This is a genomic window from Vibrio sp. 5S239 (assembly GCF_041439575.1).
Taxonomy (GTDB): Bacteria; Pseudomonadota; Gammaproteobacteria; order Enterobacterales; family Vibrionaceae; genus Vibrio; species Vibrio kanaloae.
On record NZ_JBGOOM010000013.1, the window covers coordinates 83872 to 100734 of the forward strand.

9 protein-coding genes are annotated in these 16863 nt (G+C 44.7%); 3 read left to right on the top strand and 6 right to left on the bottom strand.

The window, feature by feature from the left end; all coding sequences use genetic code 11:
* Together ACED48_RS12110 and ACED48_RS12115 are read left to right on the top strand one after the other, a co-directional pair.
* Window positions 1–6646, top strand: a 6646-nt coding sequence (locus tag ACED48_RS12110) for a tandem-95 repeat protein (RefSeq protein WP_371717139.1), incomplete at its 5' end; no start/stop codon positions are given.
* 157 nt (window positions 6647–6803) lie between these two features.
* Window positions 6804–7166, top strand: coding sequence for a hypothetical protein (locus ACED48_RS12115; RefSeq protein WP_017058417.1), 363 nt, complete (start codon window positions 6804–6806; stop codon window positions 7164–7166).
* Between the two features lie 113 nt (window positions 7167–7279).
* Here ACED48_RS12115 and ACED48_RS12120 read toward each other — a convergent pair whose 3' ends face one another.
* From ACED48_RS12120 to ACED48_RS12140, 5 genes are all read right to left on the bottom strand, one after another.
* Window positions 7280–8176 carry an RNA polymerase sigma factor RpoD/SigA gene (locus ACED48_RS12120; RefSeq protein ID WP_017058416.1) on the bottom strand — a complete coding sequence of 299 codons (897 nt, stop codon included), beginning with the start codon at window positions 8174–8176 and terminating at the stop codon, window positions 7280–7282.
* 379 nt (window positions 8177–8555) lie between these two features.
* Window positions 8556–8888 (bottom strand): Hpt domain-containing protein, encoded by a 333-nt coding sequence (locus ACED48_RS12125; RefSeq protein ID WP_017058415.1) that lies wholly within the window; start codon window positions 8886–8888, stop codon window positions 8556–8558.
* Complete coding sequence (locus ACED48_RS12130) at window positions 8882–10465, bottom strand: two-component system response regulator (protein ID WP_029627282.1); 1584 nt, start codon at window positions 10463–10465, stop codon at window positions 8882–8884. The genes ACED48_RS12125 and ACED48_RS12130 overlap by 7 nt, the downstream gene beginning before the upstream one ends.
* A 223-nt stretch (window positions 10466–10688) precedes the next feature.
* Window positions 10689–12239: a DHA2 family efflux MFS transporter permease subunit gene (locus ACED48_RS12135; protein ID WP_017058413.1), complete on the bottom strand. Its 1551-nt coding sequence runs from the start codon at window positions 12237–12239 to the stop codon at window positions 10689–10691.
* A 3-nt stretch (window positions 12240–12242) separates the two neighbouring features.
* Window positions 12243–13307 (bottom strand): HlyD family secretion protein, encoded by a 1065-nt coding sequence (locus ACED48_RS12140; RefSeq protein WP_017058412.1) that lies wholly within the window; start codon window positions 13305–13307, stop codon window positions 12243–12245.
* A gap of 128 nt (window positions 13308–13435) precedes the next feature.
* On the opposite strand from ACED48_RS12140, the gene ACED48_RS12145 reads away from it, so the two are divergent.
* Window positions 13436–14338: a LysR family transcriptional regulator gene (locus ACED48_RS12145; RefSeq protein ID WP_017058411.1), complete on the top strand. Its 903-nt coding sequence runs from the start codon at window positions 13436–13438 to the stop codon at window positions 14336–14338.
* Window positions 14339–14409: 71 nt separating this feature from the next.
* On the opposite strand, the gene ACED48_RS12150 is transcribed toward ACED48_RS12145, so the two are convergent.
* Window positions 14410–16767: a glycoside hydrolase gene (locus ACED48_RS12150; RefSeq protein WP_017058410.1), complete on the bottom strand. Its 2358-nt coding sequence runs from the start codon at window positions 16765–16767 to the stop codon at window positions 14410–14412.
* Window positions 16768–16863 lie beyond the last annotated feature (96 nt).

Here is a 16863-nt window from a genome sequence, read left to right on the forward strand (position 1 = left end):
CAGCACGTCTTACACTGTGCATGAAGACAACTCAATCACGATCAGTAATGAACAGTTGCTCGCGAACTCTTCAGATATTGAAGGGGAAGTGGCAGTCGATAGCGTGACTTACACTGGCAGTGACGGTGTCTTTGAGGATAATGGTGACGGCACTTACACCTTCTCACCAAACGAAAACTTCAACGGCGAAGTTAGCCTAGATGTTGTCGTTACCGATGAAGACGGTACAACCGAATCGACCACCGCAGGTGTTACAGTACTTGAGGTTAACGATCCACCAATCGCTGGTTCAACCAGTTACTCCGTCAGCGAAGATGAAGTTATTACCATCAGTGCAGAGCAATTGTTGGCGAACGCTTCTGATATCGAAGGTGAAGTGGCGATTGATAGTGTTACTTACACAGGCTCAGACGGTATCTTTACCGACAATGGTGACGGAACATTCAGCTTCGCACCAAACGCTAACTTCGATGGCGATGTAAGCCTTGATGTTGTCGTTACTGACGAAGAAGGCGCAACCGTAGCGACCAACGCAAGCATTGATGTTCTGCCTGTTAACGATGCTCCGGTATCAGGTGACTTGGCATATAGCATTGATGAAGACGGGTCGATCACCTTAAGCCAAGAGCAATTACTTGCTCAAGCCGCTGATGTAGATGGCGATGACCTAACGGCAAGCAACCTAAGTGCAGGCGATAACGCGACCGTCGTTGATAATGGCGATGGTACCTTTACGGTGACACCTGGCACTGACTTCAACGGCAATATCGACCTAAACTTTGATATTTCGGACGGCACTGCGTCAATTGTGGCGAACGCCGACCTAACGGTAAATCCAGTCAATGACTTGCCAACGACATCTGATGTTTACGCAAACGTTGATGAAGACAACGTCATCACTATCACACAGGAGCAGCTACTTGCGAATGCCGCTGATATTGAGGGCGACGACCTTGTCGCTTCCGACTTAACCTTAGTGGGTGACGATGCAACGATTGTCGATAATGGTGATGGTACATTCTCAATCACCCCAAGCGAAAACTTTAATGGCTACATTGATGTGGCTTACAGCATCAGCGATGGTGACACACCGATTGCGGCTAACTTAGGCTTAACGGTTGATCCTGTTAACGATGCGCCGATTGTCTCTGCTGATGTGGCGATAACCATTGAAGAAGACGGTTCGTACACCATTACCCAAGAAGAGCTTTTACAATTCGCGACTGATATCGAAGACGATGATATGACCGCGATTATTGGAGAGCAGGGCGATGAAACGACCGTTATAGGAACGGTTCTAGATGCTGAAACGGGTAACCCAGTAGTTGGTGCAGACGTCACACTGACCGATAACGCAGGTCACTCATATACAACGGTAACAGACCAATCTGGTAACTATTCCGTGAATGGCCCTGTTGTTGACCAAGGTAGCGTTACTATTGAACAAGAAGGCTCAATTACCAGCAGTTTCCTTGTTCCAGCTGGTGAAGATACCAATGGTGGCGTGACGGCAATATCTGAAGTACTCGAAGAAACAGATATGCGTATCGTGGTCACATGGGGTGAAAGCCCTCAAGATATGGATAACCACTTGTGGCTTTACGATACAGAAACGGGCAATGAGTTAGACCATATCTACTACCGCGACATGAGCCACGACCTTGGTGAAGGTAATGTCGTCCAACAAGATGTTGATGATACGAATGGTAATGGTCCAGAAACCATCACTATTCCAAATTATCAAGATGCTGACATGCATTATTCAGTACACAACTACACCAACAGAAGTTGGGATGTAGATGGTGTTGAAGATGTGCAAGTTCAGGTGTTTGTTGGTGATACCTTAGTTGAAACCTTTACCCCAGAACTACCAGAAAACCCATCAGGCGAACACTGGCACGTATTTGATATCGTTAATGGCGTTGTGGTTCCAAGCCAAGATGTGGGTAGTGAAAACTCATTCGAGTTACCAACGTCAGAAGAAGTATTAGCGAATGTAAACGGCATTGATATTTCTGAATTACTAATGGGTGATGAAGGTGGCGACTCTGGTGATACGGGGGGGAACGAGCCGAGTGTTGGAGACGTCTCAATCGAGAATGCACTTATCACTGACAATGGTGACGGCACTTACACCATCACTCCTGAAGAGAACTTCAACGGTGAATTCTCAATTAGCTATAACGTGGATGACGGTAACGGTGGGGTTACTCCTGCGGAACTAGACGTCACCGTAACTGCAGTTAACGACCTTTCTGTTATTTACGACCACGACTACACCATCAATGAAGATGGCTCATTGACCTTTACTGACGAGCAGTTACTGGCTGGTACAACAGATATCGATGGCGACGGCCTTTCTGTTGAATCTGTTAACTACGAAGGCACCGATGGTGTGTTTACGGATAACGGTGATGGTACTTACACTTTCGCTCCAAACGAAAACTTCAATGGCAATATCGACCTAACTTACGATGTCAGTGATGGTACTGATGTTGTATCGGCGAATATTGATGTTCAAGTTGTTCCAATTAATGACGTACCGGTAGCTGGCTCTACTACTTACAGTGTTGAAGAAGACGGCAGTATCACCCTAAGCGATGCACAACTTTTAGCAAATAGCTCGGATGTTGAAGGGGAGGTGTTTGTCAGCGATGTAAGCTACAGCGGCACTGATGGTGTATTCACTGATAATGGTGATGGTACTTACACCTTTGCTCCAAACGAAAACTTTAACGGTGACATAAGTCTTGATGTCTCTGTTATGGATGAAGATGGCGCAACCGCTGAAACAACCGCTGGTATCGACGTCATTGCTGTTAATGACTTGCCAGTTGCAGGTTCAACGACCTACAGCGTTGACGAAGATAACGTGATTACCGTCAATGAAGCGCAGCTTCTTGCGAATAGCTCAGATATTGAAGGTGATGTATCCGTTAGCGACGTTTCCTACTCAGGCGCAGACGGTATCTTCACTGACAATGGTGATGGTACTTACAGCTTCGCACCAAATGAAAACTTCAACGGTAATGTCAGTCTAGATGTCACCGTTGCAGATGAAGACGGTGCAACCGCTCAAACAACTGCGGGAATAGATGTTATCGCAGTCAACGACGCACCAGTATCAGGTGACTTGGCTTACTCAGTGGATGAAGATGGTTCAATCACGCTGAGTCAAGAGCAACTGCTTGCTCAAGCATCGGATGTGGATGGCGATGAGCTCACGGCTGCGAACTTAACCGCGGGTGACAACGCGACGGTGACAGCCAACGATGATGGTTCATTTACCATCACGCCGGATGCGGACTTCAACGGCGATATTGACCTAAGCTTCGATGTCTCTGATGGCGTTGAAACCGTGCAAGCGGGCGTTGACCTCACGGTGAACCCAGTGAATGACATCGCGGTGGTTGAAGATGTCGCTTACACCATTGAAGAAGACGGCTCGTTAACCTTCACAGACGAGCAACTGCTGGCGGGCGCGTCTGATATAGATGGTGATGAGCTTTCAGTTGCCGACGTGTCTTATACTGGCGCAGAGGGTGTGTTTACCGACAATGGCGATGGCACTTACACCTTTGCACCGAACGAGAACTTTAACGGTGACGTAAGTTTGGACTTCTCAGTATCTGACGGCACTGAGACAGTCGATGCAAACATCGACGTAACGGTAACAGACGTTAACGATGCACCAGTGGCAGGCGCAACGTCTTACCAAATGAACGAAGATGGCACCATCACATTGAGCCCTGAGCAGTTGATTGCCAACAGCTCAGATGTGGACGGTGACGTGTCGCTTGATAGCGTGAGCTACTCGGGTGCCGACGGTATCTTGGTTCAAAATGAAGATGGTTCGGTAACGTTCGCACCAAACGAAAACTTTAACGGCGACATCAACCTTGATGTGACGGTTATTGATGACGATGGTGCAACAGCGACCACAACGGCGGGTATTGAAGTTCTAGCTGTGAACGATGGGCCTGAATCTGAGGATGTGAAACTCACTACAGCAGAAGACAGCACCATTTTGATCACTCAAGATATGTTGCTGGCTCAGGCTACGGATATCGATAACACCGCAGATGAGCTGTCAGCTTCTGGTCTACAAATCGACCCTAGTTTGGGTGAGTTGTTAGACAACGAAGATGGTACTTGGTCATTCACACCGAACGAGAACTTCAATGGCGATGTACCAATGACGTTTAACGTTAGCGATGGCCAAGAGACAATTTCGGTCGACGGCAACATCGATGTTACGCCAGTGAATGATGCACCTGAAGCGCCAACGATTGAAATGCAAGGCGAAGAAGATGTAGTCATGGTGATTGACCCTGCTTACATTGCAGATCAAGTGACGGATCTTGATGGTGACGAGATCAGTATTGAGAGCATCACGGTTCGATCTCCTGCGAATGCGACCTTAACTCAGCAGCCTGACGGCATGTATCACTTAGTCACTACTCAAGACTTTAATGGCTTAGTAGAGCTAGGATATCAAGCAACTGATGGCGAAGAAGTGGTTGAGGGCTCACTGAATGTAGATGTGATTCCAGTTAACGACGCACCATTTAATGTCGGTAACGCAATGATGACCACAAACGAAGATGGCGCGTTCACCTTCGATGCTGGCGACTTGATGAACCTGTTCGGTGACATTGATACTACAGACTTGGTTGTTTCACGAATCATCAACGCAGACGGTGAAGATGGCGGTGAGCTCACTGACAACGGTGATGGAACTTGGACATTCACACCAACCGGCGACTTTTCTGGCACGTCTGATCTACAAGTGGTTGTAAGTGACGGAGAATTCGAAACGGTTCTTGATGTTCCTGTGTTTGTACGTCCAGTCGCAGATGGCGCGGTTATTACAACCGACCATGACGGTCCGTTAGTCTTCGGTGAAGATGAAACGGGGCACCTAGGACTGAACGTTGGTCTAGTCGACGATTCAGAAACGTTAAGTAACCTAGTGATGACCGGTTTCCCTGTCGGATTCGAAGTGACGGATGGTGTGAACACTGTGATGATTACCGAACCGGGTCAATATATAGACCTGTTCGAATGGGATATCTCAAACATTCAAATGACGCCTCCTGAAAACTTCAGTGGTGAGTTCTTTATCACCGTTAGCGCAACAACGGTCGATTACGGCGATGATCCAGAAGCGTTCCAAGATGGTATCGATTCAGGTGACTTCGAAACGGTAGCGGGTGACGCGATCATCTTAACAACTGATGAACTGATCGGCCTAGCTGAAAACGTGAATGCGGATGGTGATGATGAAGTGAAACTGGTTCATCTTGCAGACCGTAGCCAAGGTGAAATTATCGACAATGGTGATGGCACATGGACTTTCACACCGGCTCCAGGCTTTACTGGTGAAGCAGACATTGCTTACGTGATTGATAAAGATGGTGTGCTTCATGATGAGCAAACAGGCGTAGTCGTAAAAGAAGGCGATTTACAAGAGAATGCAGCACCAGAAGTTAACAGCATAACGACAACAGAAATGTCAGCGGACGCCACTTTGTCATTTACTGATGAAGACATGTTAGCGAACCTGAGCGATGCAGAGGGCGATAGTTTGAGCATTGAGTCGGTAAGCTTGATGGAAGGTCAGGGCGTGATAGAGAGTGATAATCAAGGTAACTATCAATTCACACCTGCTGAAAACTACACCGGAGATGTTCAAGTTGGCTTCATTGCGACGGATGGTGAAAATCGCATCGAGAGCTTTTTCAACGTAGATATTCAAGGTGGCGATGAAGCAACGGCAAGTGAAGGTTATGCCTTAGCGGGGGATGGTTCATTAACTATCACAGAATCGCAATTGGTGGATGAGTTAGGCGTTAGCGATACGGCAAACGTTGTCGATGTTGCAGACGCGAACGATGCTGGCTTCTTTGCGGAATCTGGCGAAGGTGAGTGGACTTACTGGCCGAACGAAGACTTCGATGGCAATTTAGCGATGAATGTTGAAGTTAACGACGGCGGTGAAGTATCAAGTCACAGCGTAAGCATCCAAGTTGAAGATGATTCAGTACAAAGTGATGAACCACAAGTTCAAGCGGCTCAAGCTACAGAAGAGCAACAAGTGGAAGTGGGTCAACAAGCTGATGACCAAGCTCAAGATGCTGAAACTGAAGACAGCACAGCAGATGTAACCGCGGCACCGGGCGATACTATATCTATCTCAATACCAGATGAAGTGATCGCTAACGAATCCGTTGATTACGCTGAAATGTCCGGCTTACCTGAGGGCTCGAATGTAAGTAATGCGTTGGATAACGGTGACGGTAGCTTTACAGTCAGTGGCAACTTGGAGCAGCCTGTATCGGTTGAACTTCCTGAGGGTTATGAAGGGACTAGCGAGATCCAGTTCCAAGGTTACGACGAGTTGGGTAGCTCAATAGACGGTGCAAGTGGTTCTGTTGCAGTTGAAGTCGATGATCAATACACCATGCAAGGTTCTACTCAAGAGCAGCAAGCGGACATGGCAGGTATGGAGTCTGGTAGCAGCGACTGGACAAGTTCAGGTGGTCAAGAGCAAGGCGTTGACTTCACGGACGACTCTGGCAGCTACGATTCAGATTCACAAACCGGTACCGACCAAAGCAACGATTTTGACCAAAGCTCAATTTAATTTCTAGAGCCCTGTGTTAATTTGCTTGAATAAAGCCATGTAGAGTTATCTCTACATGGCTTTTTTATGGTTCATGCGGATTACCCAGCAACAAAATCTTGAGAATTGATAAAAATGCTCTTAGCTATAATAAAGACGAAACAAAAGGAGGAACGACATGTATCGATATGTCAGTTCACCGCAAGCGTCAAAGTACATCGTGCCGCCCCCTCTACACCGCGAGTTGTCGAGTGTGGATGTGCCTGAGTCTGAATTGGAAATGCGGGAAATCTTAAATAATTGGTTTGCTGATGGGTTAGCTCCTATTATTCAAAGTGATGATCACTACATTTCGAAAAGCGACCAAATCCGCTTTGAGAAACTGAGCCATACTGTTGGAGTGTTATTGCGAAACAGAGATTATTATTTCGCAGCCAAACGAATTCTATCTGTGTGGGAGCAAGAGAGTATAGAAACTACTTATGTCAATTACTTGCTATTGCGCGGTGAGCGAGCTTTATATGAAGAGCACATATTGTAGTCATGAAGTTTCGTTGTCTTATTGACAATACTTGTTAGCGCCTACAACTAGTTATAGGCGACGAATATATTGATGAAAGCTTGATCTTGTGTCTGAGCAGGAAAAAGGTTTAATTACACCCAACCGTCAAATTGAAGCCGCTTTTGAATCCTCTCCACCGCCTCTTTTTGCATTTGTCTTACCCGCTCATTGGAAACATTGATATCGAGCATTTCTCCAACTTCAGATAATGTTTTTACCTTATTTTCGAAGAAGCCAAAACGATGAATAAGGACTTTCTGTAACCTAGGTGGTAACGTGTTTATGATTTGCTCTAATGCTTCTGTAAAACATTGATCCTCACAATCTTGCTGAGGATCTGGAATGTGTTCACATTCACATTGCTCTAAAACTAAAGGTACGTGATTGATACCAACCGTTGTTGTGACATCAATAAAGCCACTTAAAGCGACTAGTTGGTTAACACGTTCAGCTTTAATACCAGAATTTTCCGATAGCTCTGAAATAGAAACCTCTTTACTCATTTTTTTACTCATATTAAGTTTTTTTGATGCGAGGTTATTTATTTCTTTGCAAACGTGAGCCGGTAACCGAACAGTACGCCCTTTGTTCATCAATGCGGATTCGATGTTTTCGCGAATCCACCACACTGCGTATGTTGAAAACCGATAACCCGGATCAGGGTCGTATTTGTCAATGGCTTTGATCAGGCCAATGTTGCCTTCCTCAATGAGGTCCAACAACGTAAAGTTATTCCCTTTACGCTTCAGATAACTCTTGGCAACTTTTACCACAAGACGTAAGTTAGATTCGACCATGAGGTCACGAGCTTTTTTGTCGCCTGAACGGTTCAATTTTGCGTAATATAATTCATCTTCACGCGATAACAAATCGATGCCCACAATATCTTTCAGATAGTGAGCGTAGGGATCTCGACTTGCAGAAAAGTGGTCTTTAATAGGAGAATCATCTATAAATCCTGGGAACTTAGCAAAACCTTCATTGTTCATTTCCTTGTCCTTATATAGCCGACTGAACGTTCTGTTTTATGCAACTTAGTTACTATTGTGTTGTTTCATTAGAGTGTAGGTAACAGTTTCTTCTTTACCAACAAATAAAATGTAATTTCATATGATGTGGTCACAAAACCTAGTGCAAATTTTTAACTGATTTCTGTTTGAAAGTACGTGTTTCGTTCTGATTGTGTAATCGTTTGCAAAGTCAGTGTAATCTGTTGTCGATTCTAAATAGTCATGGTGAATTTAAGACGCGTGCTTTTGGGAATTCAAATATAAAAACAAGCCAAAGAACAGGGCTTTAAATAATTCAGAACACTCGATCTCTTTTCTATGTTTAGCTATCGCTTGTCTGAATTACCGAACACTGTGGTTAATAGGTGCTGAGTACTCCATCTATTTGTTGGTTGATAATTTTTATTTCTCTATATATAACGTCAAGATCGTTATCCTGTGGTGCGAGTTTATTAAGTGTGTTCTGCTCAACCCGTTCTAAGGCTACCGTGGCTTCTTTTTCACCAAAGCTGGCTAATATGCCTTTCAGTGTGTGTACCGTAAAATGAAGCTTCCCCCAATCTTGCTGTTGCACTAATTCATGTATTTCGTTTAACGAGTTTCCATGATCTTCTTGATACGTCGATAACACTACGAAGATGACATCTCTGTCGTTATCTAAGTAATCGTTTAAAGCATCTAAATCTAGCATAAGGACTCCTGTCGGTTACATGTTGAAATTGGGCTAGGAGGTTTAGTGGAAAAACCATGATGCGATGCGTCGTTAATCCATTGCTTCCATCTTTTGGGAAGTTCTAGTTGTGTGATGTCTTGTATAAAATCGTTACTAAGCTGTTCTTGTATTTGAGTTCTATTAACAGCATATAGATAGTCAAGTTTAGCGGCTATCGAATAGGGATAATTGTGAATATAGTCTTTAAGAACTTTTACCGAATCCAAACTTTCGAGGTTGACCAACATGGAAGGTGATAGTGTTTTGGGCTGATCTCGATACAATGCAGTAGCACCACGAAATCGGATACATTCTATGACTACACGATATAGGGAGTACTCTCCAAAGTGAGCAAATAGTGGTAACAATCGGTTGAGTAGATCGGTTGGGGTTTCGTAAAAGCGGTAAGAAAGTAACGTGGCCGCTTTTATCAGTTTTTGATGTGCGAGCTTTTCATTGTTTTCAAGTATGAGTATGTGACAGTGGAAGATAGCCAAGTTTGAGAGAACTTGATGTTGAAGATTGCTTGGCAGTTTTAAATTAACCTGTGTTGCGAACTGGCCTGCATGTTCGATAATTGTTTTTTTATTGTTGGTATCCGTTTCACGCTCATAAGTTGATTTCAAAGAGTTGAAGTAGGTTGATATGGAATTAAGAGCATCAATATCGGCAGATGAAATGCTACTCGCATAAATCTCACCTAGTTTGATTAATACTTGTGTATTGTCGGCGTTTTCAGCTAAATCGATGGCGCGAATTGCACGATGGCTAACACTAGGCGTTAATTCAAAAGATCGTAATGCTAACTTTAAGGCTGGCAATAACATCTGATGCTTTTCGTAAAGACAGCTTAGACAGTCTATCACGCTCAAAGAAAGCGGTTGTGCAACGAGGTAATTGTGCAGTTTATTTATCGCTGATTTTGGTTTACCCAACCCATCTAAAATCAATGCTTCTGCGACCAGTTTCGTTGGGTGCATATTGGTCTGCGATTCATTGAGTAAATCTGAGAGCAGTTCCCACTTCTTACCAGTAATCAAATGTTCAATTAACGTTGCTTCAAACTGTCCTTTGGTATTTTTACCGGGAATTTTTAATGCGGATTTCAGTGCTGCTTGATCATTTATGGGGTAAAGGCTAATGAGCTGAGATATTTGTTTTGCTTCAAGCAGTGCTGTTTGGACCTTCTTTCCAAGCGCGGCAGTATTGATTGGTTTGGTTATAAAATGTTGTGCTTCACCGGATAAAGCAGTCAATACCGTTTCCTGACGCATGTCACCAGATAGCAATATTGTCGCAACGGTATGGTCTATAAGTCGGTTACGATAGAGAATACCTAGCAGTTCGAAACCGGTAAAAGATTGCTCTAGATGATAGTCGATGAGAAGTACATGGAAAGAGTGTGTTTCAACTGCTTTGACCGCTTGTTGATAGTTGGTCGCAATGAAAATATTTCCATGCGACATCCCCAGGCTGACAAGCTGCTGTTTGATAAGAATAGTGGCACTCCTAGAGTCGTCCACAATTAAAACCCTTAGGCCCGGCGATAAGTTCAAACCTTCTTTCCCTAGATATTCAACTATAAATTCAATTTAGGTGTCGAGTTGCATAAAGTCAAGATCCCGGAAACTTGGATTTTTCACTATTAAGATATTGATAGAATACTATTTTCTATGGTGTAAAAATCTCATTTTATAGAATGCTCTGTGTAGCTACCTATAAAAATGACGAACTGATTAGCTCGCCATTTGAATGTTAGGTTAAGAGGATTGGAGTGATCTAATCACCCATATTCAGAATCAATACAGCGGCCAACACTAAGAAAGCGGTCATCATCAAGAACACATCATTGTAGGCCATGATGGCTGCGTCACGTTGCATAGTCCCAAGTAAGCTTGCTTGCGCTTGTTGCATCGCTGTCGCGGCATCACTTCCTGACTGAATGAAAAACGCTTGTTGTTGCTGAAGCGTCTGCCAACCAAGTTGACTCACGGAAGGTAACGATTCCTTGATGTGTGCCAAGTGCTCACGCGTTTTGTTGTCGAGTAGCGTAGCGATAATCGCGATGCTGAAAGCGCCACCTAAGTTCCGCATCACGTTGGTTAACGTTGATGCGTCTGGCGTGTCCATTTTGCTGATGTTCTTCATTGCAACCAAAGACAGCGGAACCATAATAAATGGGCTACCGATAGCACGCAGAACCATAGACAAAATCAGCTGCTGGCCACCAAAATCAATTGTCATGTGCGTATTCACGTAACAACTGAAACCGAACATTGCGAAGCCAAAGGTAACCAAGTACTTAGGCTTAATGATCTGTGTTAGCTTGGGCACAATTGGGAATATCAGAAGTTGTGGGAAACCCATCCACATTAGCACTTCACCAATTTCCATCGCGTTATATTGCTGAATTTGAGTGAGATACATCGGCAGAACATAGATAGAGCCGAGCAATGCCATCCCCAAAATCAAATAGGCGATACAAGACATAGCAAATTGCCCATCCCGCAATAGCCGCAGGTTAACCAATGGCTTTTTGTGTTGGAGTTCGTTTATCACGAAATAAACCAAACTCACCGCCGACACGATACTCAAGCCAATAATAAAGCTCGAACTGAACCACTCTTCACGGTTACCTTCTTCTAGTACCACTTCCAAACAACCTAGCCCTAACGCCATGGTCGCGATACCAAACCAGTCGGCTTTTTTCAGTGTGCCAAGGTCGAGCTTTTCATCATCCAAGCCATATCGGATCATGGTGATCACAAGCAAAGCAGGCGGAATATTGATGTAGAAAATATAGTGCCATGAAAAGTTCTCCGTCAGCCAACCACCAAATGTTGGGCCGATCGATGGAGCAAAGGTCGCGGTTACGCCAAACAGTGCCATACCCACAGCACGTTTGTTAACAGGTAATAACTGAATCACTAACGAGAAAGCAAGCGGGATTAAAGCGCCACCACTGAAGCCTTGCATCGCTCGAAACACGATCATCGAGGTCATGTTCCAAGAGAACGAACACAACAAAGATGAAATGGTGAAGATGGCCGTCGTCCACGTGATATAACGGCGTTTTCCGAGCGCTTTAGAAAGCCAACCACTGAGTGGGATAGCAATCATCTCTGCGACTAGATAGGACGTAGAGATCCACGAGCTTTCATCTAAGGTGGCAGATAGCGCACCTTGAATATCTTTGAGAGACGAGTTGGTGATCTGGATATCCAAGATCGCCATAAACGCACCAATTAAACCGCCAAATAGGGCGATCCAATGGCGAGTTGATACTTTGTCCTCATCATTAGTGTGGGTGACAACACCAGCGTTACTCATGGTCTAGCCTCGTTTATCGATGGTCGCTACCACAGATAAACCAGGAAGCAGTCGACCTTTCAACTCTTGCTGATCTGGAATAGTAATTTTCACCGGTACACGTTGAACGATTTTAGTGAAGTTACCGGTCGCGTTTTCTGGTGGCAGTAGCGCAAACTTGGCGCCAGTCGCAGGGGAGAAGCTGTCTACCACGCCTTTAAGTGGCTGACCCGGAAAGGCATCCAGTTCGACTTCTACCGTTTGGCCTTTGTGAATGCCGCTTAGCTGTGTTTCTTTGAAGTTAGCTTCAATCCATACCTGGTTGTTTGGTACCAAGCTCATAAGTGGCGCGCCTGCTTGGATCAGCAAGCCTTCACGGACGCTACGTTTACCAATCACGCCATCCGCTGGCGCGTAAACCTTGGTGTAATCAAGGTTAAGTTGTGCTTGATCTCTTTGGGCTTGAGCTTCAGTCACGGATGCGTTTGCTTGTTCGATTTCACTCGCAATCACGATTAGTTGATCATTACTTGCGACAAGGTTTGCTTTCGCTTCTTCAAGTTCTGCTTGGGTGACTTTTTGTTGTGCGACCATGCTGTCGACTTCATCTTGCGAAGCATAGTTACGCTTTAATAAGCTACGAGAACGCACGACTTGTTGGATTGCACGCTCGTATTCAGCTTGTGCGGAATCAACACGGCTCTCGGCTTGATTTATTTGGCTACGTTGTAACGTTTGTTGAGCGATAAGGTTGTGTACGCTTGATTGAACGACGCTTAAATGCGCATTCGCCTGAGCAAGTGCAGATTGGTAATCACGATCATCGATTTGAACCAACAAGTCACCTTGTTTAACCGATTGGTTATCACTCACGTAAGACTTAACAATATAACCCGACACCTTCGGGCTTATATTAGTGATGTCGCCTTGTAGGTAGGCATTGTCGGTAGATTCAAAGTATTGGCCATAGCCGTACCAATATCCGGTACCAGCAAGACCTAATGACAGCATGATCGCAGTAGCAATAAGCGGGGCTTTTTTACGTTTTTTTGTGCTTACTGATTGCGAAGCATTGTTGTTCTCTGTCATTTTTTATTTCTCATTTTGTTTTTATTTAGATGTAACGAATTGTAAATGAATTCGATTGATTGATAAGATAGGAATAAAGGGAAACACTGTTGCAAAAATATAACCAATAGCGCTTTGGGAGAAGTACGATGGACTTAAATGCTGTGACTGTTTTTACACAAGTTGTTGATTGTGGGAGTTTCACGCACGCAGCTGAAGCATTGAACATGACCAAGTCGACCGTCAGCCGAAAGCTTGACGAGCTCGAGCAGCACCTAGGTGTGAGGTTGATCACTCGTTCGACACGAAGTTTAGTTTTAACGCCAGAGGGTGAGCGCTTTTATCAGTCGAGCATGCAGATGCAAGAGATCATGAACCAAGCTGAGTTAGAGGTTTCTGCCAATCAGGATTTGATCCGAGGGCAGTTGAATGTTGTGTTGCCTGTCGAATTGGGACATCAAGTCTTAGCCACATACATCCACAGTTTCCTAAAAGAGCACCCAAACGTGACTTTGAACTTAGAACTGTCGAATCGAGAAGTTGACATCATTGCAGAGGGGATCGATCTTTACGCGCAAATTGGTGAGTTGGTGGATTCGAGCTTGGTTTCTCGCTACCTCACAACATCGAAGCGTGTATTGGTAGCCAGCCCTGAGTATTTAGAGCAGTTCGATGAAATCTCTTCGCCCAATGATCTTGAACCGCCATTCAGAATGATTGAGGTGGTGAACAAGGCGGCACGTCTACCTAAGTGGCATTTGCAATTAGAAGGCGGAGAGTCGATTTTGATCGATCTGCCGTGTCAGTTACGGGTGAATACCATCACGGCATGCCTAACAGCTTGTGTGGATGGGCTCGGCTTGGCGGTGCTTCCTGAATTCATTTGTCGGGAACACTTCAAGACAGGTAAGCTGATTCGTTTGTTACCTGAATATGAGATGCCAGAAGTTTCAGTAAGCCTAGTGTATGCAGACAGGCAGTTGATGCCGAAACGTAAAAAGGTCTTTATCGACTATCTACTGACTGCCTTTCAAAATAGGAAGCATAAGTAACGGGCTGAACATTAGCGATTAAATAAGTGCTTAAGCTTCCTATTATTCGTTTTGTCTAAACCGTATCGAAGCTAACTATGATTGGGCTGCCAGTTGACGACTTGCCCATTCGCCAATATAGCTTTGACCGATAGGGCAGCAATATCGATACCGTTGTAACGAAATGCCTTGTTGGAGAAGTTGGCAATGATCTTACTCCCGTCACTGAACTCGGTTTGTTGAACATCGCCGTTTTTGTCTAACCATTCGAAATCGACCAACCGTTTATCCCATAACTGTTCGTGCATCGGTTCAAAGCCATCTTGATAGTGTTTGAGTGCTTTGATTCGCGGGCTTGAACTTGATAAAGCTTCATCTCTGGTCAAGTGAACCATCGGTGGTGTGTTGTACAGCATGGCGGTTAAGTCACGTTCTGCTTGTACATTAGTGAACTTTAGGCTGTCTGAATGCCAATGGTGCGTATTGATTACTTCATCATGGAAAACGGCTTGGTAAAGTGGAATTCGATATTGAGGCGAAAACAGTAGCGACTTATAGGGCTCTTTAACCTCGGCCGGCTTAAAGAAGAAGTCGGGCTTGTGGTCTGGGTACCAACGACCTAAGTAATAGGGAGATTGACGGCTGTCTTTCATGTCTTTATCTGTCCAGCCAAAACCAACCGTTTCTAAGCCGTGTGCAAACGTGATGCCTTTTGTGGTTAGGCTGTTGCCGTCTTCGGAGCCTAATACTAACGATGGTTGCTCGCTAAGCCACTGCATTCGGTTGTTGAAGGCAGAAAGCATGTCCGACTCGCTTGTATTACCATTACTGTTGCTATGATTGTCTATAGAGCCGCTGTAATCTTCACGTGCCATGGCGGTTGCATCAACATCTAAGAACAAGCTGTTGAAGTTGCCGAATCTCATAATGTCTTGAGCGCGCTGTTTTACGTATTCTAAATGGCAATTCGGGTTTAGATAGAACCCGTTACCTCGAAACCCTTTTTTTAGGCTCCCATCTGCCATTTCAATGGCACAACTCTGACGCATCGGCTCTGGTAATTGAGCGGTTAGCCAGTTGTCATTGAGTTTCGCAGGAATGGCTGTGTTGTAGGAATCGTAGGTGCCGACCAGATATCCGGACTGTTTTGCCAGAGCCACTGCGTTAGGTTGATAGAATGCTGGCATCCAATTGTCGAATCCGAGCCACAGTTTGTTTAAACCTGCCTTATTTAGGTTGGTGAGCATGTCTGAAGACAACGCTTGTCCCCAAGTCTGTGACGAGTTTAGGTAAGGGGAAGCGTGCTCTAGCAACCAGTTCTTCTTATCCTGTGCTGCTTTGTATTGCGCTTTAATCGTGTTGTTTTCGAGTGTCGGATTACCGATTGGAAATAACACCTGCAACGACTGGCTAATAGAGTCCAACAATAGTTGTTTGTGGTACTGACTGAACCAATCTTTGCCCTTGGAGAATGATGAAAGCTCCCTTTTCGCTTCCGCAGAAACGCTGAGTTTAGACCTCTCTAGATACCATGTTTTCAATCCCCACCAGTTGCTTACGTCTTGGGTGCTCAATGGATCTTTGCCAAACAGGTAAATGTGGCTTGCACCGATTAACTTACTCACATCTGGATTGCGTTTTTGTTTAGCAATCAGTGTTTCAGAAAGGTCATTTTCGACACGCGAATCGCGGTAGTGTTTCGCTCCATCTAACCATGAGTCTCCAAGGGTGATACGAACAATAAAAGGCTGTGATTGATTGAGCATCGTAAATTGGTGTGATGCCTTCATATCAATTTTGGTCTTGGAATTAGATGAGGTATCAGAGGATGCATCTGAAAAAAGCAGTTGATTGCTGGTTGCATTAACCATCTGATAGCTAATGAAATGATTGTTTTGCTGCACCGTCCAAAAAGGCATCTTTAAGTCTTGAGTGGTGTTACTTCCAGAATGGTTGCCGACGAGATAGCTTGCCCAAAGCTTGTTATCAGTAGGTACGCGCATGCCTTCACTAAAGGGTAGAAATAGTGTCTGAGTTTGTTGTTCTGCAAGATCAAACCACGCCAACTCTACGGGTTCGTTTCGCTTCACCTGTATATTTGAAGGCAAGCTGAACTGAAAAGTGAGCTGATCTTGATTAAGCTCGGCCTCAACGTTTATCCCGCTGGGTACTAAGGTCCAAATGGCGATTTTTGCTGAGTCAGCTTTATCGGAAAAGCCAACGACCAGGTTGGTCGCTTTCTGTGGTTTGCTATCAACCTTGAGAGTACCACTGTTAACGCTTAAGCCGTTCCAATCTATCCCAAAAGTCTTTGATGAAATAGAGACGGTATTGCTGTTACTGGTGAGCGTTATTTGGCTCGCTTGTGCATTGGATGAAAACAGACAAGCTGTTGTTAAAGCCACAATGGCACAAGTAGAAAGATTGAGAGGGTGATGTACGCTGAGCATATCTAGATTCCGTAAAGGGTAAGTACGGTTATTACACCTAAGTAGCGCTAGTGCTTTGTCACCTATATGTCTCTATTTCTGTTTGGCTTTAGTGGT

Excerpts from the sequence above, each read along its gene's own strand:
- ACED48_RS12115 (WP_017058417.1), top strand. The coding sequence starts at position 6,804 with ATGTATCGATATGTCAGTTCACCGCAAGCGTCAAAGTACATCGTGCCG.
- ACED48_RS12120 (WP_017058416.1), bottom strand. The coding sequence starts at position 8,176 with ATGAACAATGAAGGTTTTGCTAAGTTCCCAGGATTTATAGATGATTCT.
- ACED48_RS12125 (WP_017058415.1), bottom strand. The coding sequence starts at position 8,888 with ATGCTAGATTTAGATGCTTTAAACGATTACTTAGATAACGACAGAGAT.
- ACED48_RS12135 (WP_017058413.1), bottom strand. The coding sequence starts at position 12,239 with ATGAGTAACGCTGGTGTTGTCACCCACACTAATGATGAGGACAAAGTA.
- ACED48_RS12140 (WP_017058412.1), bottom strand. The coding sequence starts at position 13,307 with ATGACAGAGAACAACAATGCTTCGCAATCAGTAAGCACAAAAAAACGT.
- ACED48_RS12145 (WP_017058411.1), top strand. The coding sequence starts at position 13,436 with ATGGACTTAAATGCTGTGACTGTTTTTACACAAGTTGTTGATTGTGGG.
- ACED48_RS12150 (WP_017058410.1), bottom strand. The coding sequence starts at position 16,767 with ATGCTCAGCGTACATCACCCTCTCAATCTTTCTACTTGTGCCATTGTG.